The 24,916-nt window shown below is 74.3% G+C and carries 24 protein-coding genes; 17 read left to right on the top strand and 7 right to left on the bottom strand.

The window, feature by feature from the left end; genetic code table 11:
* Positions 1-105: 105 nt before the first annotated feature.
* Positions 106-249 carry a GPGG-motif small membrane protein gene (locus GCU56_RS24760; protein ID WP_345771921.1) on the top strand — a complete coding sequence of 48 codons (144 nt, stop codon included), beginning with the start codon at positions 106-108 and terminating at the stop codon, positions 247-249.
* 30 nt (positions 250-279) lie between these two features.
* Here GCU56_RS24760 and GCU56_RS18105 read toward each other — a convergent pair whose 3' ends face one another.
* Both GCU56_RS18105 and GCU56_RS18100 read right to left on the bottom strand, forming a co-directional pair.
* Positions 280-1,095: an ATP-binding cassette domain-containing protein gene (locus tag GCU56_RS18105; protein ID WP_163483142.1), complete on the bottom strand. Its 816-nt coding sequence runs from the start codon at positions 1,093-1,095 to the stop codon at positions 280-282.
* A complete protein-coding gene (locus GCU56_RS18100) occupies positions 1,092-2,162 on the bottom strand; it encodes an ABC transporter permease subunit (protein WP_163483141.1) in 1,071 nt (356 codons plus the stop codon). The genes GCU56_RS18105 and GCU56_RS18100 overlap by 4 nt, the downstream gene beginning before the upstream one ends.
* A 96-nt stretch (positions 2,163-2,258) precedes the next feature.
* Here GCU56_RS18100 and GCU56_RS18095 point away from each other — a divergent pair, with 96 nt between their 5' ends.
* Positions 2,259-3,524 (top strand): MFS transporter, encoded by a 1,266-nt coding sequence (locus GCU56_RS18095; protein ID WP_163483140.1) that lies wholly within the window; start codon positions 2,259-2,261, stop codon positions 3,522-3,524.
* Here the strand turns inward: GCU56_RS18095 and GCU56_RS18090 are convergent.
* Positions 3,469-4,083, bottom strand: a complete 615-nt coding sequence (locus GCU56_RS18090) for a hypothetical protein (RefSeq protein ID WP_163483139.1) — start codon at positions 4,081-4,083, stop codon at positions 3,469-3,471. The two genes, GCU56_RS18095 and GCU56_RS18090, sit on opposite strands and share 56 nt — an antisense overlap.
* A gap of 67 nt (positions 4,084-4,150) precedes the next feature.
* Between GCU56_RS18090 and GCU56_RS18085 the strand changes: the two genes are divergently transcribed.
* On the top strand, positions 4,151-5,440 hold the full coding sequence (locus GCU56_RS18085) for an adenylosuccinate synthase (RefSeq protein WP_163483138.1): 1,290 nt from the start codon (positions 4,151-4,153) through the stop codon (positions 5,438-5,440).
* Between the two features lie 57 nt (positions 5,441-5,497).
* Here the strand turns inward: GCU56_RS18085 and GCU56_RS18080 are convergent, their stop codons facing one another.
* On the bottom strand, positions 5,498-6,544 hold the full coding sequence (locus tag GCU56_RS18080; protein WP_163483137.1) for a glycerophosphodiester phosphodiesterase family protein: 1,047 nt from the start codon (positions 6,542-6,544) through the stop codon (positions 5,498-5,500).
* 104 nt (positions 6,545-6,648) lie between these two features.
* On the opposite strand from GCU56_RS18080, the gene rsgA reads away from it, so the two are divergent.
* From rsgA to GCU56_RS18065, 3 genes are all read left to right on the top strand, one after another.
* The gene (gene rsgA, locus GCU56_RS18075) at positions 6,649-7,668 is read left to right on the top strand and encodes a ribosome small subunit-dependent GTPase A (protein ID WP_163483136.1); all 1,020 of its coding nucleotides are present in this window, start codon (positions 6,649-6,651) and stop codon (positions 7,666-7,668) included.
* A gap of 35 nt (positions 7,669-7,703) precedes the next feature.
* On the top strand, positions 7,704-8,975 hold the full coding sequence (purD, locus tag GCU56_RS18070) for a phosphoribosylamine--glycine ligase (RefSeq protein ID WP_163483135.1): 1,272 nt from the start codon (positions 7,704-7,706) through the stop codon (positions 8,973-8,975).
* Between the two features lie 78 nt (positions 8,976-9,053).
* Positions 9,054-10,154 carry an ABC transporter substrate-binding protein gene (locus GCU56_RS18065; RefSeq protein ID WP_163483134.1) on the top strand — a complete coding sequence of 367 codons (1,101 nt, stop codon included), beginning with the start codon at positions 9,054-9,056 and terminating at the stop codon, positions 10,152-10,154.
* Positions 10,155-10,177: 23 nt separating this feature from the next.
* On the opposite strand, the gene GCU56_RS18060 is transcribed toward GCU56_RS18065, so the two are convergent.
* Positions 10,178-11,605 (bottom strand): AI-2E family transporter, encoded by a 1,428-nt coding sequence (locus GCU56_RS18060; RefSeq protein WP_163483133.1) that lies wholly within the window; start codon positions 11,603-11,605, stop codon positions 10,178-10,180.
* Positions 11,606-11,708: 103 nt separating this feature from the next.
* Here GCU56_RS18060 and purB point away from each other — a divergent pair, with 103 nt between their 5' ends.
* The 7 genes from purB to GCU56_RS18025 all read left to right on the top strand — a co-directional run bounded on the left by purB (position 11,709) and on the right by GCU56_RS18025 (position 18,676).
* Entirely contained in the window at positions 11,709-13,016 is a 1,308-nt protein-coding gene (purB, locus tag GCU56_RS18055; protein ID WP_163483132.1) for an adenylosuccinate lyase, read from the top strand.
* Entirely contained in the window at positions 13,016-13,873 is an 858-nt protein-coding gene (locus GCU56_RS18050) for a phosphoribosylaminoimidazolesuccinocarboxamide synthase (RefSeq protein WP_239522482.1), read from the top strand. Before purB ends, GCU56_RS18050 begins: the two co-directional genes overlap by 1 nt.
* Before the next feature lie 127 nt (positions 13,874-14,000).
* Complete coding sequence (locus GCU56_RS18045) at positions 14,001-14,870, top strand: endonuclease domain-containing protein (RefSeq protein ID WP_163483131.1); 870 nt, start codon at positions 14,001-14,003, stop codon at positions 14,868-14,870.
* 141 nt (positions 14,871-15,011) lie between these two features.
* Complete coding sequence (gene purS, locus GCU56_RS18040; RefSeq protein ID WP_163483130.1) at positions 15,012-15,251, top strand: phosphoribosylformylglycinamidine synthase subunit PurS; 240 nt, start codon at positions 15,012-15,014, stop codon at positions 15,249-15,251.
* A gap of 10 nt (positions 15,252-15,261) precedes the next feature.
* Positions 15,262-15,933: a phosphoribosylformylglycinamidine synthase subunit PurQ gene (purQ, locus tag GCU56_RS18035; protein WP_163483129.1), complete on the top strand. Its 672-nt coding sequence runs from the start codon at positions 15,262-15,264 to the stop codon at positions 15,931-15,933.
* A complete protein-coding gene (gene purL, locus GCU56_RS18030) occupies positions 15,930-18,296 on the top strand; it encodes a phosphoribosylformylglycinamidine synthase subunit PurL (RefSeq protein WP_345771920.1) in 2,367 nt (788 codons plus the stop codon). The genes purQ and purL overlap by 4 nt, the downstream gene beginning before the upstream one ends.
* Complete coding sequence (locus tag GCU56_RS18025; RefSeq protein ID WP_163483128.1) at positions 18,296-18,676, top strand: sterol carrier family protein; 381 nt, start codon at positions 18,296-18,298, stop codon at positions 18,674-18,676. The genes purL and GCU56_RS18025 overlap by 1 nt, the downstream gene beginning before the upstream one ends.
* Before the next feature lie 103 nt (positions 18,677-18,779).
* Here GCU56_RS18025 and GCU56_RS23515 read toward each other — a convergent pair whose 3' ends face one another.
* Together GCU56_RS23515 and GCU56_RS18020 are read right to left on the bottom strand one after the other, a co-directional pair.
* Positions 18,780-18,932 (bottom strand): MFS transporter small subunit, encoded by a 153-nt coding sequence (locus GCU56_RS23515; protein ID WP_204332358.1) that lies wholly within the window; start codon positions 18,930-18,932, stop codon positions 18,780-18,782.
* The gene (locus GCU56_RS18020; protein ID WP_163483127.1) at positions 18,929-20,347 is read right to left on the bottom strand and encodes an MFS transporter; all 1,419 of its coding nucleotides are present in this window, start codon (positions 20,345-20,347) and stop codon (positions 18,929-18,931) included. The genes GCU56_RS23515 and GCU56_RS18020 overlap by 4 nt, the downstream gene beginning before the upstream one ends.
* A gap of 185 nt (positions 20,348-20,532) precedes the next feature.
* On the opposite strand from GCU56_RS18020, the gene GCU56_RS18015 reads away from it, so the two are divergent.
* The 4 genes from GCU56_RS18015 to purM are packed head-to-tail and all read left to right on the top strand — an operon-like array spanning position 20,533 to position 24,897.
* The gene (locus tag GCU56_RS18015; RefSeq protein ID WP_163483126.1) at positions 20,533-21,618 is read left to right on the top strand and encodes an S-(hydroxymethyl)mycothiol dehydrogenase; all 1,086 of its coding nucleotides are present in this window, start codon (positions 20,533-20,535) and stop codon (positions 21,616-21,618) included.
* Positions 21,618-22,247, top strand: coding sequence for an MBL fold metallo-hydrolase (locus GCU56_RS18010; RefSeq protein ID WP_163483125.1), 630 nt, complete (start codon positions 21,618-21,620; stop codon positions 22,245-22,247). The genes GCU56_RS18015 and GCU56_RS18010 overlap by 1 nt, the downstream gene beginning before the upstream one ends.
* Before the next feature lie 56 nt (positions 22,248-22,303).
* Positions 22,304-23,842, top strand: coding sequence for an amidophosphoribosyltransferase (purF, locus tag GCU56_RS18005; protein ID WP_163483124.1), 1,539 nt, complete (start codon positions 22,304-22,306; stop codon positions 23,840-23,842).
* Positions 23,839-24,897: a phosphoribosylformylglycinamidine cyclo-ligase gene (purM, locus tag GCU56_RS18000; protein ID WP_163483123.1), complete on the top strand. Its 1,059-nt coding sequence runs from the start codon at positions 23,839-23,841 to the stop codon at positions 24,895-24,897. The genes purF and purM overlap by 4 nt, the downstream gene beginning before the upstream one ends.
* Positions 24,898-24,916 lie beyond the last annotated feature (19 nt).

Genomic DNA, 24,916 nt, shown 5'->3' with positions numbered 1-24,916 from the left:
ATCGAGCATTCACGGTCCGTGAGCGGCTGACGTGCGGTTTTACCCGATGGCGGCTACGCTCTGTGGCCCGCGCCCGGCCCGGGCGCCTGGCACCGGAGGTCCGTCGTGGAGACCGTGCTCTGGATCATCGCCGTCGTCCTGGTCATCGCCGGCATCCTGGCGATCGTCCGAAAGCAGATGTTGTGGGGGATCGTGCTGATCGTGGTCGGCCTGCTCGTCGGGCCGGGCGGGGTCAGCGTCTTCACCTGACGCAGGCGGCCTCGCAGTCGGAGCCCGCTGTCAGCGGTCGTCGAGCTCCGGGTGCAGTTGCCGCAACCGGGTGGTGAGCGCGGTCAGCTCCTCGCCCCCTGCCATCAGGCGCGTGAGGACGTCGGCATCGACGTCCTCACGCGTCAGGTTGCCGGCCACCGCGCCGTGCGCGAGCAGCAGGAACCGGTCCCCGACGAGGTGCGCGTAGCGCGGGTTGTTGGTCACCGCGACGATCGCCAGCCCCTGCGCCCGGGCCGACAGCACGGCCTGCCCGACGAGGGTGTGCTGCGCGATGGTCATCGGGGCGATCGGCTCGTCGATGAGCAGCGCACGGGCGCCGAAGTGCAGCGCACGGGCGACGGCCAGGGTCTGTCGCTCGCCGGCCCGCAGTGCGGCCGCCGGCTGGTCGGGGTCGATCCCGGGGACGCCGACCCGGGCCAGGGCCCGCACCGTCGTCTCGCGCGCCAGGGCGACGTCCAGCCGGCGCAGCGGCCACGCCCCGCGCGTCGGTTCGGCACCGAGGAAGAAGTTGCGCCACACCGACAGCAGCGGGGCCACCGCGAGGTCCTGCCAGACGGTGGCGATCCCGGCTGCGCGGGCGGCGCGGGGCGACCGGAAGCGGACCGGCCGGCCGTCCAGCAGCAGGCTGCCCTCGTCGTGCCGGCACAGGCCGGAGAGGACCGAGACCAGTGTCGACTTGCCCGAGCCGTTCTCCCCGAGGACGCAGGTGATCTGACCGGCGCGGAAGGCGGCGCTCGCCCGGGCCAGCGCGGCGACGCTGCCGTGGTGGACGCTCAGCCCGCGCAGCTCGAGCACCGGTGCCGGGAGCGTCTCCGCCTCGGTCACGACCGTGGCACCGCCCGCAGCCGCCCGCGCACCACGCCGTTGGTCAGCAGCGCGACGAGCAGCAGGACGCCGAGGAAGGCCTCGAACCAGCGCGGGTCCCAGCCGGCCAGCGCGACCCCCTGACGGGCGGTGGCGTAGACCAGCGCGCCGATGGCGGCGCCGATCGCCGAGCCGTAGCCGCCGGTGAGCAGGCACCCGCCGATGACGGCCACGACGACGAACTCGATCGCCGTCCCGAGGCCCGTGGTGCCCTGGACCCCACCGATCCGGACCACCCCCAGGGTGCCGATCAGCCAGCCCGCGGCGGCGGTGCAGCAGAAGAGGACGATCGTCGTCCGCCGGTCGGCAACACCGAGCTCCCGGGCCGCGCGCGGTGCGCCGCCGACGGCGAAGACGGCGTTGCCGAAGCGGGTGCGCCACAGCACCCAGGTCGCCCACAGCGTCAGCGTCAGCCACCAGAGCAGCGCGATGCGGAACCGTCCGTCCCCCACCTGCACGGTGGAGCCGAAGACGGTGGTCACCGACGACCACCCCGCGGCGGCGTCGACGCCGTCCACGCGGACCGACCGGGTGAGTGACCGGACGCCGGCCAGCGCCGCCCCCTGCAGCACCAGGAACGTCGCCAGGGTGACCAGGAAGCTGGGCAGTCCGGTGGCGACCACGAGCCAGCCGTTGACCAGCCCCACCAGCAGCGCGGCGACGAGGGAGGCCAGCAGCGCCGGCCACGCGCCCCACCCCGCCTCGACGACCAGCACCCCGGTGAGCAGTGCGCTGCCCACGGCCACCATGCCGATGGACAGGTCGAACTGCCCGGAGACCAGCAGCAGTGCCACCGCGACCCCGCCGATGCCCAGCAGCGCGGCGGAGTCCAGCACGCTGGCCAGCCCGCCGCTGCTGAACAGCCCGGGCGCCTGGGGGCCGAAGAACAGCAGGACGACGACCAGGCCGACGATGGCCGCCAGGCTGGGGCGGGCCAGTGCCCGGTCGAGCACCCGCCGTCCGCGGGCAGGGGCCAGCGCGGCCGGCTGGGGGCCGAACGAGGGCAGCCCGTCGGCGGTCACGGGCACGGGCAGGACGTCGGCAGCGGGGCCTCCTCGGGGAGGGGATGTGCTCAGTGTCCACGACCCGGGCACTCCCGGCGGGGGACCCCTAAGGTGCGCGGCGTGGGGGGCCGCGGGCGACTGACCTTCGCCTTGTTCGCGACGGCCTGCAGCACCCAGGCGCCGTCGCCGTTGCTGCTGCGCTACGCCGACGACCTGGGGCTCGGGGCGCTCGTGCTCACGTTGTTCTTCGCCGCCTACGCCCTCGGCCTGGTGCCCTCCCTGCTGCTCGGCGGGCCGTGGTCGGACCGGGACGGCCGGCGGCCGGTCGTGCTGGGCGGGGTCGCGGCGGCGCTGCTGTGCACGGGCGTGCTCGTCTCGGCGCACTGGTGGGGTGTGCTGCCCCTCGTCGTCGGCCGGATCGCGCAGGGGCTGGCCTCCGGCGCGGTCTTCACCGTGGGCACGGTGTGGCTCCGGGAGCTCGCCCGGGACGACGAGGAGGTACGCCGGTCCGCCGGGCGGGCGAGCGCGGCGATGACGACCGGGTTCGCCCTGGGCCCGCTGGTGTCCGGGGCGCTCGTGCAGTGGGCGCCGGTGCCGGGGGTGTCCGCGCTGGTGCCGGTCGTCGTCCTGCTGCTGCTGGGCCTGCTGGCGCTGGCCGGGCTGCCCGAGACGGTGACCGAGCGGCGGCCCGGCCGGCTGGCCCTCGGCGTGCCCGCGGTGGCCCGGCGGGCGTACTGGCTCTACCTGCTGCCGGTCGGGCTGCTGGTCTACACGTACGCGGTGCTGTCGCTCACCGTCTTCCCGCTGCTGGTCGCCGAGGCCGGGTTCGGTGCGGTCTTCGTGCTGGTCGGCGTCTCGGCGCTGCTGGTGCAGGGCAGCGCGGCACTCGTGTCGCCGTGGGCGGCCCGCGTGGGTCCGGGCCGGGCCGGTCCGCTGTCGGCGGGGCTGGCCGCGGGCGGCTGCGTCCTCGGCTTCCTCGCGGTGCAGCCCGGGGGCTGGCCGTGGGTGCTCCCCGCCTGCCTGGTCATCGGGGTGGCCGAGGGCCTGGCCATGGCCGCCGGCGTCTCGGTCTGCGACCGGGTGGCCCCGCCCGACCGGCGGGGCGCCCTGCTCTCGGCGTTCTACCTGCCGGTCTACGCGGGGTTCGTCGTCCCCACGGTGCTGGCCCTCACCAGCGGGGACGCGCTGCGGACGGGCGTGCCGATCCTCGTCCTGGGCGCGATCGGGCTGGCGCTGGGCGGGCTGGCGGCGGGGCCGGGCCGGCGCGCGCTGCGGGCGGTCGGCGCCGACGGCCCCGGGACGCCGGCCGTCCCGGCGGACCCCGCGGCGGCTACGGCCGCAGTCGCCAGCGCACCCGGTCGTCGGCGTACCAGGTCCAGCGGCTGACCGGCCGCGGGTAGGGGACTCCGTCGCGCACGACGTGGGCGGGGTCGCAGGCGAGCTGCACGGCCCGCCCGGTGGTCCGCCGGGACCGCAGTGGCAGCGTCATCACCACGACGCCGATGGTGTCCACCGCCCGCCAGTCGGGCCGGACGTCGATCCGGGTGATCGGCCCCTCGGCCACCTTCTGGTCGTCGTGGTAGGCCCGGGCGCCGAACCGGCGGGCCAGGATCGGGCGGGGCCGGTCGCCCGCCGCCTCCACCCGGCCGTGGTGCAGGAGCACCCCGCCGTGGTCGTCGCGCACGAGGCCCAGCTCCCGCTCGGTGCCGGTGCCGACGCCCAGCGCCCGCGCCAGCCCGCCCGAGGCGGAGTCGTCGGCGGGCTCCCAGGACACGGGGACGTCGGCCGTCCGGCCGGCCGCGTGCAGGGCCGCGAGCACCGCGGACAGCGCCGGCACCGGCCCGCGGACGAGCACCGCGTCGGCGCCGGCGGCGGGCGCGACGGCGTCCCGGGGAGGGGCCTGGCCGGGCGGGAGCCCGCGCAGGTCGAACTCGACGGGCGGCATGCGGATACCCTGCCACCTGCCAGCCGGTCATCCGCCGGTGTCGAGGCCGAGGGGATCTGAGCGAGCGATGCCGGCAGTCGTGCTGATCGGCGCCCAGTGGGGCGACGAGGGCAAGGGGAAGGCCACCGACCTGCTCGGTGGCCGCGTCCCGTACGTGGTCCGCTACCAGGGCGGCAACAACGCCGGGCACACGGTGATCACCCCCGACGGTGAGCGGTACGCGCTGCACCTGATCCCGTCCGGCATCCTCACGCCGGGCTGCACGCCGGTGATCGGCAACGGCGTGGTCATCGACCCCGAGGTGCTCATCGGCGAACTCGCCGGCCTGGAGGAGCGCGGCGTCGACACGTCCCGGCTGGTGATCTCCTCGGACGCGCACCTGATCATGCCGCACCACCGGGCGCTGGACCGCGTCACCGAGCGGTTCCTCGGCAAGCGGAAGATCGGCACCACCGGGCGGGGGATCGGGCCGGCCTACGGCGACAAGGTGGCCCGCACCGGCATCCGGGTGCAGGACCTGCTGGACCTCTCGATCCTGCGGCAGAAGCTCGAGGGCACGCTGCAGGAGAAGAACCAGGTCCTGGTGAAGGTCTACAACCGCAAGGCCATCGACGTCGACGAGGTGGTCGAGGAGTACGCCGGCTACGCCGAGCAGCTCAAGCACCGCATCGCCGACACCCGGCTGCTGCTGGGCAGGGCCCTGGACGCCGGCGAGTGGGTGCTGCTGGAGGGCTCACAGGGCACCCTGCTCGACGTCGACCACGGCACGTATCCGTTCGTGACGTCGTCCAACCCGACGGCCGGCGGGGCCGCCGTCGGCGCCGGGGTCGGCCCCACCCGCATCGAGCGGGTCGTCGGCATCCTCAAGGCGTACACGACCCGGGTGGGCTCGGGGCCCTTCCCCACCGAGCTGCACGACCAGTGGGGCGAGTACCTGCGCAAGCAGGGCGGGGAGGTCGGCGTCACCACCGGCCGCGACCGGCGCTGCGGCTGGTTCGACGCCGTCGTCGCGCGCTACGCCAGCCGGGTCAACGGCATCACCGACTACTTCCTCACCAAGCTCGACGTCCTCTCGGGCCTGGAGACGGTGCCGATCTGCGTGGCCTACGACGTGGACGGCGTCCGGCACGAGGAGATGCCGATGACGCAGACCGAGTTCCACCACGCCACCCCGGTGTACGAGGAGATGCCGGGCTGGTTCGAGGACATCCGGGCCTGCCGCTCCTTCGACGAGCTGCCGGCCAACGCGCAGGCCTACGTCCGCCGCCTGGAGGAGCTCTCGGGGGCCCGGGTCAGCGTGATCGGCGTCGGTCCTGGGCGCGAGGAGAACGTCGTCGTCCACGACCTCATCGGCTGAGGGCGCCGCTGCCCCGACAGCGGCGCCCCGACAGCGGCGCCGCGGCAGCGGCCCACCTCAGCTCCGGACGGCGGGGACCTCGGCCGCGGTGTCGTAGAGCTCCGCGCGGGCCAGGGCGGCCACGTCGGGAGCGTCGGTGATGAGCCCGTCGACGCCCAGCGCCAGCAGCAGCCGGGCCTCGGTCTGCATGTCGCCGGGCCCGATCGGGTCCTCCCCGCGGCGCAGGTGCACGGGGAGGAAGGCGTTCTCCGGGCGCAGCGTCCACGGCGTCACGAGCAGGCCCGCCCGGTGCGCCCGGGAGATCAGGTCGGACACGCCGGTCAGCGCCTGCTCCGCGTCGCGCAGCAGGATCCGGTGGCGGCTCGGCGCGATCCCCTGGGCGTAGGTGCTGACCTCGCGCAGGCCGGCCGGGGTGATCAGGGCGTCGTCCCCGGCGCCGTCGTCGACCAGCTGCAGCATCGTCGGGCCGGCCGGTCCCAGGGTGGCCCGGAGCTGCCGCAGCGCCGCCGCGTCGAACGACTGCAGCACGACCGACCCGTCGGCGGTGTCGGCGCCCAGCCGGCGCAGCTCGGCGGCGACGAGCTCGGTCATGGGGAGGTCGTGCGCGCCGAACCAGGTCGGCTTCTTCAGCTCGGCGAGGACGCGCACCGGGCGCTCGGGGGTGGAGCGGCGACGGGCCACCTCGACGACCTCGGCGAGGGTCAGGATGCCGAACCGGCCGTCGTAGGTGGTGTTCAGCGGTCGCAGGCCGGGCATCCGCTCGACGGCCCGCAGGGTGCGCAGCTCGGCCAGGGTGAAGTCCTCGGTGAACCACCCCTCCCGCTGCCGGTCGCCGACCAGACGGGTGGTCCGCCGGTCGGCGAACTCGGGCCGGCCGGCGACGTCGGTGGACCGGGACAGCTCGTTCTCGTGCCGGACCACCAGGACCCCGTCGCGGCTGACCACGACGTCGGGCTCGACGAGGTCGGCGCCCAGGTCGATGGCCAGCTCGAAGCTGGCGCGGGTGTGCTCGGGCCGGTACGCGGACGCGCCGCGGTGACCCACGATGACGGGACGGGGAAGGCCGGTCGCCGGGCGGACTGCCAGCGACTCGCTCGCGTGCATGACCTAGAGGACACCGCAGCCACCTGAACAGAACGCGAACGCGCCGGGTCGCGTGCGGCACAATTGGGAGGACAGGCCGCTGACCTGCGCGCCACCATGTCGGCGTGACGGAACTCTCATCCCTGGGCTGGACGCCCGAGCGTGCCGCCGAGCTGCCGGCCGGCTGCGCGCCCGGCCGGGTCGCCCGGGTCGACCGCGGGCGGCTGACCGTCCTCACCGGGGACGGCGAGCTGCGGGCGGCTCCGGGTTCGGCGCTGCTGGCCGGCACCGGGCCGGCGGTGGGCGACTGGGTGGCGCTGCGCGGTGAACTGGCGGTCGCGGTGCTGCCCCGCCGCACCGCGTTCACCCGCGTGATGGCCGGCCGCACCTCGGACGCCCAGGTGGTGGCCGCCAACCTCGACGCCGTGCTGGTCGTCGAGGCGCTCGGCGGCCCGGCCCGGCTGCGGCGGGTCGAGCGCTACCTGGCCGTCGCCTGGGGCAGCGGTGCCACGCCCGTCGTCGTCCTCACCAAGGCCGACCTGTGCGACGACGTCCCCGCCGCCGTGAGCCAGGTGGCCGAGGACGCCCTGGGCGTCGACGTGCTCGCCGTGAGCGCCGTCACGGGCGCCGGGATCGAGGCGGTCCGGGCCGTGGTGGGCCCGGGCCGGACGGCGGCGATGGTCGGACCGTCGGGGGTCGGCAAGTCGAGCCTGGCCAACGCGCTGGCCGGGACCGCGGTCGCGGCGACCCGCGAGGTCCGGGAGGACCGGCGCGGCCGCCACACCACGACCGCCCGCGAGCTGCACCTGCTGCCCGGCGGCGGCCTGCTGGTGGACACCCCCGGCATGCGGGAGCTCGGCCTGGTGGACGACGAGGGGATCGACGCGACCTACGCCGACGTGGCCGAGCTCGCCGCGCGCTGCCGGTTCCGCGACTGCGCGCACCGCACCGAGCCCGGCTGCGCCGTCGCCGCCGCCATCAGCGACGGCCGGCTGGATCCGGCTCGCTACACCGCCTGGCGCAAGTTGCAGACCGAGGCCCGGCGGCAGGAGCTGCGGGCCGACGCGCGGGCCCGGGCCGCCGAGCACGCCCGCGTCCGCGCCTTCGCCCGGGCCGTGCGGTCACAGCCCAATCGGCTGCGGTAGGTCGCCCCCGCCGCCGATGGGTAGGGTCGCCGACCGTGCGCGTGCTCGTGATCGGCTCCGGAGCCCGGGAGCACGCCCTGTGCGTCGCTCTGCAGAACGACCCGGCGGTGAGCGCCCTGGCCTGCGCGCCAGGGAACGCCGGCACGCGGTCGGTGGCCGAGGCCATGCCCCTCGACGTCTCCGACCCCGTCGCCGTCTCCGCGCTGGCCGGCTCCTGGCACGCGGACCTCGTGGTCGTCGGCCCCGAGGTCCCCCTGGTGGCCGGAGCCGCCGATGCGGTCCGGGACGCCGGCATCGCCTGTTTCGGTCCCTCGGCGCAGGCCGCGCAGCTCGAGGGCAGCAAGGCCTTCGCCAAGCACGTGATGGCCGCCGCGGGGGTGCCGACCGCGCGCTCCTGGCCGGTGGGCGGGCCGGCCGAGCTGGAGACGGCGCTGGACGAGGCGTCGGCGGCGGGCCAGGGGGCGCCGTACGTGGTGAAGGACGACGGGCTGGCCGCCGGCAAGGGCGTCGTCGTCACCCCTGACCGGGACGCCGCGCTCGCCCACGGCCTGCGGGTGCTCGACGCGGGCGGCGCCGTCCTGGTCGAGGAGTTCCTCGACGGACCCGAGGTGTCGCTGTTCGCCGTCACCGACGGGACGACGGTGCTCCCGTTGCTGCCGGCCCAGGACGCCAAGCGCCGGGACGACGGCGACACCGGCCCCAACACCGGCGGGATGGGCGCCTACGCGCCGCTGCCGTGGGCGCCGCCGGGCCTGGTCGAGGAGGTGCTGGCCACCGTGCTGCAGCCGACCGTCGACGAGCTGGCCCGTCGCGGCGAGCCCTTCTCCGGGCTGCTCTACGCCGGTCTGGCGCTCACCTCGCGCGGCGTCCGGGTGGTGGAGTTCAACGCCCGCTTCGGCGACCCGGAGACGCAGGTCGTCCTGCCGCTGCTGGAGACGCCGCTGGGACGGCTGCTGCACGCGGCCGCCACCGGCACGCTGGCCGCCCATCCGCCGCTGCGCTGGCGGGACGGGGCGGCCGTCACCGTCGTGGTGGCCGCCCCCGGCTACCCCGAGCGGCCGCGCACCGGTGACCCGGTCACCGGCGCCGACGGCGAGGGCGTGCTGCACGCGGGCACGACGATCGGTCCCGACGGGACGGTCCGGTCCGCCGGCGGCCGGGTGCTGGCGGTGACCGCGGTCGGGGACGACCTGCCCGCCGCCCGGCAGCTGGCCTACGAGCGGGTCGCCGGCGTCCGGCTCGCCGACGCCCAGTGGCGCACCGACATCGCGCTGGCCGCCGTCGAGGGCCGGATCGCCGTCGACTGACCCGAGTGGCCGGTGTGACCCCCGTTACCCTCCCGGTGTCGCGCGGTGCGCGGCGTCACGCGAGGAGAGGGAGTGCCCGTGTCCGGTGCCACGTCCACGCACGGCCGACCGGGCGGTGCACTGCGCCGCCGCGCCCGCCTCGCCTCGGCCGGTCTGTGCGTCGCCCTGGTCGCCGCCTGCGGCAGCGACGACCCGGCTGAGGAGGGTGGGGGCGACGGCAGTGGCGCGGCCGCCGAGCTGCAGGAGATCACCTTCCTGAACGTGATCCCGGTCGGGAGCATCTCCAATTCGGCCGAGCTGCTCGCCGACACCATGGGCTTCTTCGAGGAGCAGGGGCTCGACGTCACCTTCGAGGAGACGCAGGGCTCGGCGCCCGCGATCAACACGGTCATCGCCGAGGGCGCGCTGCTCACCCGGGTCGGCGACATCGAGACGATCGACGCGATCGTGACCCGCGACGCGCCGCTGCTCAACATCGGCTCGGTGGAGAAGGGTGGCGGGCTGCTGCGCTTCATCTCCAGTTCGCGCCAGCCGATCGAGACCCCCGAGGACCTCGAGGGGACGACGATGGGCCTGCCGTCCATCGGCGGGACCAGCGAGAAGACCCTGGACCTGGTCCTCGCCTCCGCCGACGTCCCCCGCGACTCGGTGGAGCGCCAGGCCGTCGGGCTCGCGCCGGGTGTGTTCGAGCTCGTCCTCAGCGGTCGCATCGACGGCTTCGTCGTCTCCCTGGACACCGCGCTGACGCTGGAGAAGCAGCAGCCCGAGGCGGTCGCCTTCGCGCCGAGCGACTTCATCGAGTCGGGCAACCAGCTGTACATGACCTCCCGGGACCAGGCGGCGGACGAGGCCAAGGCCGACCAGCTGCGCCGCTTCACGCGGGCCATCGAGCAGGCCATCGCCTTCATGGTCGAGGACGAGGCGAACGGCTTCACCGAGACGATCGACTCCATCTCCTCCGCCTACGACGTGCCCTCGTTCGCCGACCGGGAGGTGGCCGCGGAGGCGCTCACCTTCTTCGTGGACGCCTGGACCGCCGACGGACTCGACCGGGTGGTCGAGACCAACCCCGACACCTGGCAGGCGACCTACGACGAGCTCGTCGACGCCGGCATCGTCGCGGCGGGGGAGGACCCCAGCGACTGGATCACCGACGAGTTCGCCCCCGACGGCTCCTGACCGCGGCGCGGTCGGGCCTCCTCCTACTCCGCGGTGACCGCCGGCCGGGCCCGGTCCGGTCGCGGCTCGGGCGGGCGGGGCCCGTCGTGCCGGCGGGAGAGGTACGTGCCGGCGACGTTGACGCAGGCGACCGTGGGCACGGCGATCAGCGCACCGAAGATGCCGGCGATGAGCAGGCCGGCGGCGATCGCCAGCACGATGGCCAGCGGGTGCACCCGCACCGCCCGGCCCAGCAGCAGCGGCTGGAGGACGTGCCCCTCCAGTTGCATGACGAGCACGACGACGGCCAGCGCGATCAGGGCGGTGATCGGGCCCTTGGCCACCAGCGCCACCAGCACGGCCACCGAGCCGGCGAGGAACGACCCGATGATCGGGATGAACGCACCCAGGAAGACCAGCGCGGCCAGCGGGATCACCAGGGGCACCTGCAGGATCGCCAGCCCGATGCCGATGCCGACCGCGTCGACCAGGGCCACCGCGACCGTGGCCCGCACGTAGGAGATGAGCGTGCGCCAGGACCGGCGGGCGGCCTCGTCGATGTAGGCCCGGGCGTCGGCGGGGCACAGGCCGACCAGCCAGAGCCAGATGGAGCGGCCGTCCTTGAGGAAGAAGAAGAGCGTGAACAGCGCGAGGACGATGCCGGTGAACACCTCGCCGACGGTCGCGGCGGTGGTGATGGCCCCGGAGGTCAGGGTGTCCTGGTTGGCGACCAGCGCGTCCTGGGCGGCGGTGACCGCCTCGTCGATCTGCCGCTGGCTGATCGGGAAGGTGTCGACGGCGAAGTCGCGGATCTGGGTGAGGCCCTGGCTGACCTGGTCGGCGAGGTCGGAGAAGCCGGCGGTGAACCGCTCGATGACCAGCGTGATGATCCCGGCCACGACGCCGAGGCCGACGACCAGCATGGCGAAGGCGGCCAGGGACCGCGGCCAGCCGTGCCGCACCAGGGAGGCCGCCCCGGGCTGCAGCAGCGCGGCGAGCAGCAGCGCCACGAACACCGGGACGACGACGACGGCGACGTAGGCGGCGGCGTAGAGCAGCACGTACAGGCCGGCGATCACCGCGATGACCCGCCACGACCAGGCCGCCGCGACCCGCAGCCCGGTGGGGACGACCGCGACGTCGTCGGGGGTGCGGCGGTCGCCGCCGGTGAGCCGGCGGGCGTGCTGGCCCCCACGGTGCGGGCGGCCCCCGGAGGGCGGACCGCTGACACCCCCCGGGCCGATCGGGCCGTCCAGGTCCGGAGCGCCGGGCTCGGGGCTGCCCAGCGGCGGCCGGTCGGCGCCGTCGTCCCCGGAGTCCGCTGCGTCGGCCGCGAGGTCGGCGGGGACGTCGTCGTGCACGAGGATCGCGCGATCGTCGTCGCGCTCCGGCCAGCCGTGCGGGTCGTGCTCCCGGGCGGCGCGGATCCGCTCGCGGGCCCGCGCGGCCAGGTGATTGGCCCGCTGCAGCATTGCGCACCTCCGCCGGGCAGTAGGGGCCGTCCATGATCACGTTAGCCCTGCGGGAGGATGGTCCCGTGCTGCGACGAGCTGAACAGTCCGAGGCGGTACCCCGATGATCGAGCGCTACACGCTCCCCGAGATGGGCCGGGTCTGGAGCGACCAGCACAAGTACGAGTTGTGGTGCCGGGTGGAGACCCTGGTCCTGGAGGCGCACGCGGCCGCCGGGCGGGTCCCCGCCGACGTCGTCGAGCCGGTGCGCGCCGCGCCCCCGCCGACGCCCGAGCGGGTGGCGGAGATCGAGGAGACGACCCAGCACGACGTCATCGCGTTCCTCACCGCCTGGGCCGACAACACGTCGCCGCGCTCGGCGGCCGCCTACGTCCACCACGGCATGACGTCCTCGGACCTGCTCGACACCGCCCTGGCCGTCCAGCTGACCGAGGCCACCGACCTGCTGCTGGCCCGCATGGACCGGCTCGTGGCGGTGCTGCGCGACCACGCGCTGGCCCACCGCGACACCATCAAGGTCGGCCGCACCCACGGCGTGCACGCCGAGCCCGACGTCTGGGGTCACCGCGTCGCCGACATCGCCTTCGCGGCGGCCCGCTCCCGCGACCGGCTGCGGGCGGCCCGCGAGCGGGTCGGCGTGGTGGCCATCTCCGGCGCCGTCGGCACGTACTCGCTGATCGACCCCTCGGTGGAGGTCGACGTGGCCCGGGCGCTGGACCTGCGCCCGGCCGACGCCTCCACCCAGGTGGTGCTCCGGGACTCCGTCAGCGAGTGGGTCGCCGCGCTGGCGATCATCGCGACGGTCTGCGAGACGGTCGCGCTGGAGGTGCGGCACGGTCAGCGCACGGAGGTGCGGGAGCTGTCGGAGGCGTTCGGCTCGGGCCAGAAGGGCTCGAGCGCGATGCCGCACAAGAAGAACCCGATCCGCTCGGAGCGGATCGCGGGCCTCGCCCGGGTGGTGCGCGCCGCCGTCGTCCCGGTGATGGAGGGCATCCCGCTGTGGCACGAGCGGGACATCTCGCACTCCTCCACCGAGCGGGTCTTCCTCCCCGATGCGGCCATCACCACCGACTACCTGCTGCACCTGACCACGGGACTGGTCGAGAACCTGGTGGTCGACGTCCAGCGGATGCGGGACAACCTGGAGTCCACCGGCGGGCTGATCTACACCTCGTCGGTGCTGCTCGAGGTCGTGGAGCGCGGCCTGTCCCGCGAGGACGCCTACGCGCTGGTGCAGTCCTCGGCCATGGAGACCTGGAACACCGGGACGCCGTTCCGCGAGACGCTCCGGGCACGGGCGGCCGCCTCGGGCGTCGCCCTGGACGAGGCGCGGCTGGACGAGATCTGCCGGCCCGAGCGGTACGTGCAGCGGCTGGGCCCGCTGTTCGACCGGCTGGCGGCGCTGTCCTGATGCTCGACCTGCCGCTGGTCGCCCGGGGGAAGGTCCGGGAGGTCTACGACGCGGGCGCCGACCGGCTGCTCCTGGTGGCCTCCGACCGCATCTCGGCCTACGACTCCGTGCTGCCCACGCCGATCCCCGACAAGGGGCGGGTGCTGACCGCGCTGTCGGTGTGGTGGTTCGGGCAGCTGACGCCGGTGCTCGCCTCGTTCGGGGCGTCGCACCACCTGGTCAGCGCCACCGACGTGCCGCCGTCGGTCGCCGGGCGGGCCATGCTCGTGCGACGGCTGACGATGCTGCCGGTCGAGTGCGTGGCCCGGGGCTACCTGTCCGGGTCGGGCACCGTGGAGTACCAGCGCACCGGCTCCATCCGCGACGTCCCGCTGCCCGCCGGCCTGGTCGAGGGGTCGCGGCTGCCCGAGCCGGTGTTCACGCCGTCCACCAAGGCCGAGGTGGGGGAGCACGACGAGGCGATCGACTTCGCGGCGGTCGCCGCCGCCGTCGGCGCCCCGCGGGCCGAGGAACTGCGCGAGCTGACCCTCGCCCTGTACCGCCGCGGCGCGGAGATCGCGCTCGACGCCGGCATCGTGCTGGCCGACACCAAGTTCGAGTTCGGCCTCGACGGACCGGACCTGGTGCTGGGCGACGAGGTGCTCACCCCTGACTCGTCCCGGTTCTGGCCGGCGACCCTGTGGTCGCCGGGGGCGGCGCAGCCCTCGTTCGACAAGCAGTACCTCCGCGACTGGCTGACGTCGTCCGGCTGGGACCGCGTCTCCCCGCCGCCGGAACTGCCCGCCGACGTGGTCGAGGCGACCCGCGAGCGCTACGTCACGGCCTACGAACGGCTCACCGGCACCCCGTTCACCTGAGGCGCCGGCGTGCCGATCCATGCGGACTCGTGGCCATCACGCGCTGACGGCCACGAGTCCGCATGGTCCGCCGGCGGCCTGTGGACGACGCCCGGCGGTGGGCCCCTGGGTCGGCACGCTCCTGGCCATGCCGACCCCACCCGTGCCGCCGCGCGTCACCGGACCGCTCGACCGGTCGGGGGCCCGCGCGAGGGGCATCACCGACTGGCAGCTCAGACACCGTGACGTCGTCCGCCTCTCCCGGGACACCTACCTGCCGCGGCTGGCCGACGAGCTCGACCGGGTGCGTGCGGTGCTGCTCGGCGCCCCGGACGACGCCGTGGTCAGCCACCTCACGGCGGCGCGGCTCTGGGGCTTCGAGGTCCCCCTGGTGCGGGACGACCGGCGGGTGCACCTCACGGTCCGGCCGGAGGCTCGCCTCCGCCACCGCCGTGACCGCCGCATCCACTACTCGGCAGTGCCCGCTGCGGAGACCCGACGTCGGCACGGCGTCCTGGTGAGTTCACCGAGCCGCACGTGGATCGAGCTCGCCGCCGTCGTGCCCGCTGGCGCGCTGCTCGCGGTGAGCGACCAGATGCTGGCCCGGGGGTTCCCGGAGGACGAGTTCCCCGCGATCCTGCGCCGTGCGGCCGGCCGGCGCGGAGTGGCGACCGCCCGGCGGGTGGCGCCGTGCGCGGACGCGCTGGCGGGCTCGCCGATGGAGTCCGTGCTGCGCTGGTCGATCCACGACGCCGGCCTGCCCCGGCCCGTCCTCCAGCACGAGATCCGGATCGCCGGGCGGTTCGTCGGCCGGGTGGACCTCGCGTGGCCGGACCGCTTGGTGCTCGTGGAGTTCGACGGCGACGGCCACCGGGAGCGGAAGGTCTTCGTGGACGACCTCCGCCGGCAGAACGGTCTGGTGCTGGCGGGATGGACGGTCCTCCGGTTCACCTCCGCCGACGTGCTGGGTCGTCCGGACCAGGTGCTGGCGGCCATCCGGGCCGCGCTCGGCCTGTGAGCCGCCGAGGCCCGGTGAACCCTGCGCACTCGTGGCGATCCACAGCTGATGGCCACGACGTCGCATGGTCCGGCGCGCGCATCGGCGCACACCGTCGGCGGGCGGGAAGGCGGCGCGGGCGCCCGGGTACCCTCGGGAGCCGTGTCCAGGGTGGTCGTCGACGTCGTCCTCAAGCCGGAGATCTCCGACCCCCAGGGTCAGGCGGTGCTCGGAGCCCTGGGCCGGCTCGGGCACGACGGCATCACGAGCGTCCGGCAGGGCAAGCACTTCGTCCTCGAGGTCGACGGCACCCCCGACGAGGCCGAGCTCCAGCAGATCGCCGAGACGCTGCTGGCCAACCCCGTCATCGAGGACGTCGAGCTGCACCTCACCACCGACTGAGAGAGCAATCGTGCGCATCGGTGTCATCACCTTCCCGGGCTCCCTGGACGACGTCGACGCCGCGCGCGCGATCCGTCTGGCCGGAGCCGACCCGGTCGCGCTGTGGCACGCCGACCACGACCTCCGGGACGTCGAGGCCGTCGTCCTCCCCGGTGGCTTCTCCTACGGCGACTACCTGCGGGCCGGCGCGATCGCCGCGCGGGCGCCGATGATGCGCGACGTCATCGACCGGGCCCGCGCCGGCATGCCGGTGCTCGGCATCTGCAACGGCTTCCAGGTGCTCTGCGAGGCCGGCCTGCTGCCCGGCGCGCTGACCCGCAACAGCCACCTGCACTTCCGCAACCGCGACCAGGTGCTGGCCGTCGAGCGGGCCGACACCGCCTGGACGTCCGCCTACTCGACCGGCCAGCGCATCGTCATCCCGGTCAAGAACGGCGAGGGGCGCTACGTCGGGTCGCCGGACGACCTGGACCGCCTCGAGGGCGAGGGGCGGGTGGCGTTCCGCTACGTCGACGGCAACCCGAACGGCTCCAGCCGCGACATCGCCGGGGTGACCAGTGAGGACGGCCGGGTCGTGGGCCTGATGCCGCACCCGGAGCACGCGGTCGAGGACCTCACCGGCCCGAGCACGGACGGCCTGGGGTTCTTCACCAGCATCCTGAAGGCGGTCGTCGACGCGTGAGCGCGGACCAGACGGCGGGGCAGGCCAGCGCGACCGCGGGGCTCTCCGACCTCGACACCGGCCCGGGCCGGCTGCGGCACCAGCTCGACACGGTCGCCCTCGCCGCCAGCACCCCCGACGACGAGCAGCCGTTCGCCGAACTGGGTCTGAAGGCCGACGAGTACGCCCGCATCAAGGACATCCTCGGCCGCCGCCCCACCACCGCCGAGCTGGCGATGTACAGCGTCATGTGGAGCGAGCACTGTTCGTACAAGAGCTCCAAGGTCCACCTCCGCCAGTTCGGGGACCTGCCGCCCAGCGACGCCCTGCTGGTGGGCATCGGTGAGAACGCGGGGGTGGTCGACGTCGGCGACGGCTACGCGGTGACGTTCAAGGTCGAGTCGCACAACCACCCGAGCTACGTCGAGCCCTACCAGGGCGCGGCGACCGGTGTGGGCGGCATCGTGCGCGACATCCTGACCATGGGCGCGCGGCCGATCGCCGTCATGGACTCGCTCCGCTTCGGCCGGGCCGACGCGCCCGACACCGCCCGCGTGCTGCCCGGCGTCGTCTCCGGCGTGGGCGGCTACGGCAACTGCCTGGGCCTGCCCAACATCGGCGGGGAGCTGCTCTTCGACGACTGCTACGCGGGCAACCCGCTGGTCAACGCGCTGTGCGTCGGCGTGATGAAGCACGAGGACGTGCGGCTGGCCAAGGCCGAGGGCGTGGGCAACAAGGTGATCCTGTTCGGCGCCCGCACCGGCGGCGACGGCATCGGCGGCGTGAGCGTGCTCGCCAGCGAGACGTTCGACGCCGAGGGCCCGGCCAAGCGCCCCAGCGTCCAGGTCGGCGACCCGTTCACCGAGAAGCTGCTCATCGAGGCGTGCCTCGAGATCTTCCAGCAGGACCTCGTCACCGGCATCCAGGACCTCGGCGGCGCGGGCCTGTCCTGCGCCACGTCCGAGCTGGCCAGCGCCGGCACCGGCGGCATGCACGTCGACCTCGACACCGTCCCGCTGCGCGACAGCACCCTCACGCCCGCCGAGATCCTGATGAGCGAGTCGCAGGAGCGCATGTGCGCGATCGTCGAGCCCGCCAAGGTGGCCGACTTCCTCGCCGTCTGCGCGAAGTGGGACGTGCTGGCCACCGTCATCGGTGAGGTCACCGACGGCGACCGGCTCACCGTCGACTGGCACGGCGAGCGGATCGTCGACGTCCCGCCGCGCACCGTCGCGCACGAGGGCCCGGTGTACGAGCGGCCGATGCAGCGCCCGGCCGACCTCGACGCGCTCCAGGCCGACGACCCCGCCCGGCTCCCGCGCCCCACGACCGGCGCCGAGCTGCAGGCCCACTGGCTCGCCGTCGTCAGCAGCCCCGACGGCGCCGACAAGACCTGGGTCACCGAGCAGTACGACCGCTACGTGCGCGGCAACACCGTGCTCGCCCAGCCCGACGACGCCGGCGTGCTCCGGATCGACGAGGACAGCCACCGCGGCATCGCGCTGTCCCTCGACGGCAACGGCCGCCACGCCCGGCTGGACCCCTACACCGGCACCCAGCTGAACCTGGCCGAGGCCTACCGCAACGTCGCGGTCTCCGGCGCCCGCCCGCTGGCGGTCACCAACTGCCTGAACTTCGGCTCCCCGGAGGAGCCGGAGGTGATGTGGCAGTTCGCCGAGGCCGTGCGCGGTCTGGCCGACGGCTGCCGCGAGCTCGGCCTGCCGGTGACCGGTGGGAACGTCAGTCTCTACAACCAGACCGGGGACGTCGCGATCAACCCGACGCCGGTCATCGGCGTGCTCGGCGTGCACGAGGACGTCCGGAAGCGGGTGCCCACCGGCTGGCGGACGGCGGGGGAGACGGTCCTGCTGCTCGGTGCGACCAGGCCGGAGTTCGGTGGATCGGCCTGGGCGTCGGTCGTCCACGGCCACCTCGGCGGGCGGCCGCCCGCGGTCGACCTGGCGGCCGAGCGGTCCCTCGGCGAGCTGCTCGCGGCGCTGGGCCGGGAGGGGCTGGTCAGCTCGGCGCACGACCTCGCCGACGGCGGCCTGGCGCAGGCGCTCACCGAGTCGGCGCTGCGGTACGGCGTCGGCGCGCGCCTGCACCTGGACGGCGACCCGTTCACCGCCCTCTTCAGCGAGTCGACGGCGCGGGCGCTGGTCACGACGTCCGACCCCAAGGCGGTCAAGGACACCGCGGACTTCGCCGGCGTGCCGGTGACCGAGCTCGGCACCACCGGAGGCGATGCCCTCGTGGTCGGCGGGCTGCCCGAGCTGCCCCTCGCCGAGCTGCGCGCCGCCTGGACCGCGACCCTCCCTGCCCTGTTCGGCAGCCCTGAGGCGGCCGTCGGCACCGTCCCCGCGGGGACCGTCCCGACCAGCTGATGGCGGCCCCCATCTCCGCCGAGGAGCTGCGGGCCGCCGTCGCCCCCACCCTGCCGTGGCTGACCGGCGCGGGCGACCGGCCACCCCGTGCGGTGGTCGGTGCCGCGGTCAAGACGTCGGCCCGCTGGCTGGCCCAGCACGTGCCCGGCCGCTCGGTCGAGCTGCGGGTGCCACCGCACGTCGCCGTCCAGTGCGTGCCGGGGCCGCGGCACACCCGGGGGACGCCGCCCAACGTCGTGGAGACCGACGCCGCCACCTGGCTGCGGCTGGCCAGCGGCCGCCTGACGTGGGACGACGCCGTCGCGGCCGGGAGCATCAGCGCCAGCGGCAACCGGGCCGACCTGTCGCCGCACCTGCCCCTCCCCCCGCTGCGCCAGTGACCCGGGGGGCGGCAGCCCGTGGGCAGCGCCCCCCGCGACACAGCACCGCGCCCCGGTCGTCCGGGTGGACGGCCGGGGCGCGGCGGAGTGCGGCAGTGGCGGCTCAGCCGCCGAACAGCGAGCTGGCCGTCTTGACCGTCTGGTACAGCCCGTAGACCAGCGGGACGCCGACCAGCGTCCAGGCCAGCGCGATCAGCCCGGTGGGCGTGTGCGTGGGCTGCTGACCGGCCGGGTCCTTCGACATGGTGGTGCTCATCGGGCGGCGCTCCGCTCGTGGGTCGGGGCGCCCGCGGCGCCGGAGGTGGCGGACTTCGGCTCGTGCCACTTGCTGGCGACCGGCTTGACCAGCAGGTTCGCGATGAACCCGACGGCGAGCAGGCCGACCATGATGAACAGCGCCGGCCGGTAGTTGGCCGCCACCAGCTCGCCCGGCGTGCCCTGGGTGTCCAGGACGCCGTTGACGATCAGCGGACCGGCCACACCGGCGGCCGCCCAGGCGGTCAGGAGCCGGCCGTGGATGGCGCCGACCTGGTAGGTGCCGAACAGGTCGCGCAGGTAGGCCGGGATGGTCGCGAAACCGCCGCCGTAGAACGAGATGATGATCGCGGCGAGGATCACGAAGACCCAGGTGGCGCTGCTGCCGACGGTGGCCAGCAGCACGTAGAGCACGAGACCGACCCCCAGGTACACCATGTAGATCGGCTTGCGCCCGATGTAGTCCGACGTCGAGGACCAGACGAACCGGCCGCCCATGTTGAACAGCGACAGCAAGCCGACGAAGCCGGCGGCGGCGGTGACGGCGACCGTCGACGTCCCGCCCTCCCGGAAGAAGTCCTGGATCATCGGGCTGGCCTGCTCGAGGATGCCGATCCCCGCGGTGACGTTGCAGAAGAGCACGGTCCAGAGCAGCCAGAACTGCGGCGTCTTGATCGCGTTGCTCGCCGAGACGCTCTCGGTGGTGACCAGGGCCTTCTGCTTGACCGTCGACGGGTCGAAGCCGTCGGGCTTCCAGTCGTCGGCGGGGACCCGGACGATGAACGCCCCGAACATCATGAAGAGCAGGTAGAGCAGGCCCAGGGTGAGGAAGAGCGCGGCCACCGCGCCGCCGCTCGGGACCGTCCCGGCCGTGCCGTCGTACTCGGGGTCGTAGAAGTCCATCAGCTGGCGGGAGAGCGGCGAGGCGATGAGCGCGCCACCTCCGAAGCCCATGATCGCCATGCCGGTGGCCAGGCCCGGGCGGTCGGGGAACCACTTGATCAGCGTCGAGACCGGCGAGATGTACCCGATGCCCAGGCCGATGCCGCCCAGGACGCCGTAGCCGAGGTAGAGCAACCACAGCTGCTCGGTCGCGATGCCGAGGGAGCCGACGAGGAAGCCCGACACCCAGAAGCAGGCAGAGGTGAACATGGCTGCCCGGGGACCGTTCCGGTCGACCCACGTGCCGAACAGCGCCGCGGAGATGCCGAGCATGACGATCGCGATCGAGAAGATGATGCCGATCGCCGTCAGGCTCGAGTCGAAGTGCTCGACGAGCGCGCTCTTGTAGACGCTCGTCGCGTAGGCCTGGCCGATGCACAGGTGGACCGCCAGGGCGGCCGGGGGGATCAACCACCGGTTGAAGCCGGGACGGGCCACGATGCGCTCGCGGGCCAGGAAGCTCGGTACTGCCACGGACGGACCTCCGGTCGAGGGGAGCCGGGTTCCCCCGGCGAACAGGCCGTGCGCACGGTCACAGACCCGCGCGAACGGTACGTCCGGCCTCCCGGGCCCGCGCGGCGAACGAGACCGGATCGTTGCGAACTCAACCAGCGGGCCGCGCCGGGTCACCCGTCCGTGGCCCGGCATAGGCTCCCGGCATGGCCTACGAGGTGAAGGGCGTCGTCGCCCGCAGCAAGGGTGCACCGGTCACCGTCGAGACGATCATCGTCCCCGATCCCGGTCCGGGTGAGGCGGTCGTCGACGTCCAGGCGTGCGGGGTGTGCCACACCGACCTGCACTACCGCGAGGGCGGCATCAACGACGAGTACCCGTTCCTGCTCGGTCACGAGGCCGCCGGCGTCGTGGCCGCGGTCGGGGAGGGGGTCACGAACGTCGCCGTCGGCGACTTCGTGATCCTGAACTGGCGGGCGGTGTGCGGTGAGTGCCGGGCCTGCCGCAAGGGTCAGCTGCAGTACTGCTTCAACACCCACAACGCCACGCAGAAGATGACGCTGGCCGACGGCACCGAGCTGTCCCCGGCGCTGGGCATCGGCGCGTTCGTGGAGAAGACGCTGGTCCACTCCGGTCAGTGCACCAAGGTCGACCCGGCCGCGCCGGCGACCGCCGCCGGACTGCTCGGCTGCGGCGTCATGGCCGGCGTCGGTGCGGCCATGAACACCGGCGCGGTCCAGCGCGGGGAGAGCGTGGCCGTCTTCGGCTGCGGCGGGGTCGGGGACGCCGCGATCGCCGGGGCGAAGCTGGCCGGCGCGTCGACGATCATCGCCGTGGACATCGACGACCGGAAGCTGGAGTGGGCGCGCGGGATGGGCGCCACCCACACGGTCAACTCCAGGGAGACCGACCCGGTCGAGGCGATCAAGGCCCACACCGGCGGCTTCGGGGTGGACGTCGCCATCGACGCCGTGGGCCACCCGAAGGTGTTCGAGCAGGCCTTCTACGCCCGCGACCTGGCCGGCCGGGTGGTGCTGGTCGGCGTCCCGACGCCGGACATGCAGCTGACCCTGCCGCTGATCGAGGTCTTCGGGCGGGGCGGGGCGGTGAAGTCCTCCTGGTACGGCGACTGCCTGCCCTCCCGGGACTTCCCGATGCTGATCGACCTGTACCTGCAGGGCCGCTTCGACCTCGACGCCTTCGTCTCCGAGACGATCGGCATCGACGACGTCGAGACGGCGTTCGAGAAGATGCACGAGGGCGAGGTCCTGCGCTCGGTGGTCGTCTTCTGATGGCCGCTCGGATCGACAAGACCGTCGTGTCCGGGGTCTTCTCCCTCGACGGGCAGGACTTCGACGTCGACAACAACGTCTGGCTGGTCGGGGACGACGACGAGGTGCTCGTCATCGACGCTCCGCACCGCGCGGAACCGATCCTCGAGGCGATCGGCGGCCGGACGGTGACCGCGATCGTGCTCACCCACGGGCACAACGACCACATCACCGCCGCGGTGGCGCTGCGCGAGGCGACCGGCGCGCCGATCTGGTTCAACCCCGAGGACCGGATGCTCTGGGACGTCGTGTACGGGGATGGCGGGCGGGCCGGAGTGGTGGCCGCCCCGGACGCCGACCTGGTCGACGGCACCCGGTTCACCGTCGCCGGGACGACGCTGACGGCGCTGCACACACCCGGGCACTCGCCGGGCAGCACCTGCCTGCACGCGCCCGACCTCACGACGGTGTTCACCGGCGACACGCTGTTCTGCGGCGGCCCCGGCGCGACCGGCCGCTCCTACAGCGACCACCCCACGATCGTCGCGTCCATCCGGTCGCGGCTGCTCACCCTTCACGGCGACACCGTGGTCCGGACCGGCCACGGCGACGACACGACGGTCGCCGCCGAGACGCGCAACGTGGAGTGACCGTGATCCCCCTCGCCGGGTCCGGGGCGGGGCCCGGACCCGGGTAGGCTCGGGAAGTGCCTCGCGGTGATGGACGGCTGACGCACGACCTCGATCCCCAGTCTCCCGGTCCCCAGGACGCCTGTGGCGTCTTCGGGGTCTGGGCGCCGGGGGAGGAGGTCGCCAAGCTGGCCTACTTCGGTCTGTACGCCCTCCAGCACCGCGGTCAGGAGGCCGCCGGGATCGCCGTCTCCGACGGTGCCTCGGTCGTCGTCTACAAGGACCTCGGGCTGGTCAGCCAGGTCTTCGACGAGCCGACGCTGGGCAGCCTGCGCGGCCACCTCGCCGTCGGGCACACCCGGTACTCGACCACCGGCGCGTCGACGTGGGAGAACGCCCAGCCGACGTTCCGCACCACCGTCGCCGGCACGGGCCTGGCGCTGTGCCACAACGGCAACCTGGTCAACACCGCGGAGCTGGCCGTGCAGGCCGCCGACGCCGGCGTCTCCGGGGTGTTCACGGCCACCACCGACTCCGACCTGGTCACCGCCCTCATCGCCGCCCATCCGGACCTGCCGGTCGAGGCCGCCGCGATGGAGGTGCTGCCGAAGCTGCGCGGCGCGTTCAGCTTCACCTTCATGGACGAGACCACCCTCTACGCCGCCCGGGACCCGCAGGGCGTGCGGCCGCTGGTGCTGGGCCGGCTCGAGCGGGGCTGGGTGGTGGCCAGCGAGACCGCGGCGCTGGACATCGTCGGCGCCTCGGTGGTCCGGGAGGTCGAGCCCGGCGAGCTCATCGCCATCGACGAGGACGGGCTGCGCAGCCAGCACTTCGCCCCGGCCGAACCGAAGGGCTGCGTCTTCGAGTACGTCTACCTGGCCCGACCCGACACCACGATCTCCGGCCGTGGCGTGCACGCGGCGCGCGTGGAGATCGGCCGGCGGCTGGCCAGGGAGCACCCGGCCGACGCCGACCTGGTGATCCCGGTCCCGGAGTCGGGCACCCCGGCCGCCGTCGGGTACGCCGAGGCGAGCGGCATCCCCTACGGGCTCGGCCTGGTCAAGAACTCCTACGTCGGCCGCACCTTCATCCAGCCCAGCCAGACCATCCGGCAGCTGGGCATCCGGCTGAAGCTCAACCCGCTGCGCGACGTCATCCGCGGCAAGCGGTTGGTGGTCGTGGACGACTCCATCGTGCGCGGCAACACGCAGCGGGCACTGATCCGGATGCTGCGCGAGGCCGGGGCGGTCGAGGTGCACGTGCGGATCTCCTCGCCGCCGGTCAAGTGGCCGTGCTTCTACGGCATCGACTTCGCCAGCCGGGCCGAGCTGATCGCCAACGGCCTGGACGTCGACGGCGTGCGCGCCTCCATCAACGCCGACTCGCTGGCCTACGTCTCCGAGCAGGGGTTGATCGCCGCCACCGAGCAGCCGGTCAACCGGCTGTGCACGGCCTGCTTCACCGGCCACTACCCGATCCCGCTCGGGGAGACCGAGGTCCTGGGCAAGCACGTCCTTGAGGGCATCGAGCGCCGCGCGGTGAGCGGGTGGACCGGCCGGCAGGCCGGCAGCGCCGCCGTCCCCGGCGGTGCGGACGACGCCCTCGCCCGGCCGTGAGCCAGCCGTTCACCTACGCCGCGTCCGGCGTCGACATCGATGCCGGTGAGCGGGCCGTCACCCTCATGCGGTCGGCGGTGGAGCGGACGAACCGGCCGGAGGTCGTCGGTGGGCTCGGCGGGTTCGCCGGTCTCTTCGCGCTGGACACCGCGAAGTACCGGGCGCCGCTGCTCGCCTCCTCCACCGACGGCGTCGGCACGAAGATCGCCCTGGCCCGCCAGCTGGACCGGCACGAAACCGTCGGGATCGACCTGGTCGCCATGGTCGTCGACGACCTGGTGGCCTGCGGCGCCGAGCCCCTGTTCCTCCAGGACTACGTGGCCTGCGGTCGGGTGGTGCCCGAGCGCATCGCCGCGATCGTCACCGGCATCGCGACCGGCTGCACGCTGGCCGGCGCGGCGCTCGTCGGCGGGGAGACCGCCGAGCACGGGGACCTGATGGCACCCGACGACTACGACCTGGCCGCGACCGCCGTCGGGGTCGTCGAGGCCGACGCGGTGCTCGGCCCCGAGCGGGTCCGGGAGGGTGACGTCGTGGTGGCGATGGCCTCCTCCGGCTTCCACTCCAACGGCTACAGCCTGGTCCGCCGGGTCGTGGCCGCCGCGGGCCTGGACCTCGCCGCCACCCCGGCCGGGCTGGACCGCCCCCTGGGCGACGTCCTGCTGGAGCCCACCCGCATCTACGCGCTGGACTGCCTGGCCCTCGTGGCTGAGTTCGGCGTCGACGCCGTGCACGCGTTCGCGCACATCACCGGGGGCGGGCTGGCCGGCAACACCGCCCGCGTCGTCCCCGACGGGCTGGCGGCCGTGCTGGACCGGAGCACCTGGGCCCTGCCGGCCGCGGTCGGCCTGCTCGAGGAGCACGGGGTGCCGCGCGCGGAGTCCGAGCGGGCGTTCAACTGCGGCGTCGGGATGGTCGCCGCGATCGCCCCGGACGTGGCCGACGCCGTCGTGGGGACGTTGAGCTCCCGCGGTGTGCCGGCCTGGGTCGCCGGCACGGTGCGTCCGCGGCCGGCCGAGGGCGCCGCCGCGGAGCTGGTCGGCGACTACCGCTGACGGGTCCGGCCGGGCACAT

The sequence above is a fragment of the Geodermatophilus sabuli genome (assembly GCF_010686765.1).
Taxonomy (GTDB): Bacteria; Actinomycetota; Actinomycetes; order Mycobacteriales; family Geodermatophilaceae; genus Geodermatophilus; species Geodermatophilus sabuli_A.
Note: the sequence above shows the minus strand (reverse complement) of the source record. Positions and strands in the feature narration are given on the sequence as shown.

Bases quoted from the DNA above. Each gene is read 5' to 3' on its own strand.
- GCU56_RS18090 (WP_163483139.1), bottom strand. From the start codon at position 4,083: ATGCCGCCCGTCGAGTTCGACCTGCGCGGGCTCCCGCCCGGCCAGGCC.
- GCU56_RS18085 (WP_163483138.1), top strand. From the start codon at position 4,151: ATGCCGGCAGTCGTGCTGATCGGCGCCCAGTGGGGCGACGAGGGCAAG.
- GCU56_RS18080 (WP_163483137.1), bottom strand. From the start codon at position 6,544: ATGCACGCGAGCGAGTCGCTGGCAGTCCGCCCGGCGACCGGCCTTCCC.
- GCU56_RS18060 (WP_163483133.1), bottom strand. From the start codon at position 11,605: ATGCTGCAGCGGGCCAATCACCTGGCCGCGCGGGCCCGCGAGCGGATC.
- purB (WP_163483132.1), top strand. From the start codon at position 11,709: ATGATCGAGCGCTACACGCTCCCCGAGATGGGCCGGGTCTGGAGCGAC.
- GCU56_RS18050 (WP_239522482.1), top strand. From the start codon at position 13,016: ATGCTCGACCTGCCGCTGGTCGCCCGGGGGAAGGTCCGGGAGGTCTAC.
- GCU56_RS18045 (WP_163483131.1), top strand. From the start codon at position 14,001: ATGCCGACCCCACCCGTGCCGCCGCGCGTCACCGGACCGCTCGACCGG.
- GCU56_RS18025 (WP_163483128.1), top strand. From the start codon at position 18,296: ATGGCGGCCCCCATCTCCGCCGAGGAGCTGCGGGCCGCCGTCGCCCCC.
- GCU56_RS23515 (WP_204332358.1), bottom strand. From the start codon at position 18,932: ATGAGCACCACCATGTCGAAGGACCCGGCCGGTCAGCAGCCCACGCAC.
- GCU56_RS18015 (WP_163483126.1), top strand. From the start codon at position 20,533: ATGGCCTACGAGGTGAAGGGCGTCGTCGCCCGCAGCAAGGGTGCACCG.
- GCU56_RS18010 (WP_163483125.1), top strand. From the start codon at position 21,618: ATGGCCGCTCGGATCGACAAGACCGTCGTGTCCGGGGTCTTCTCCCTC.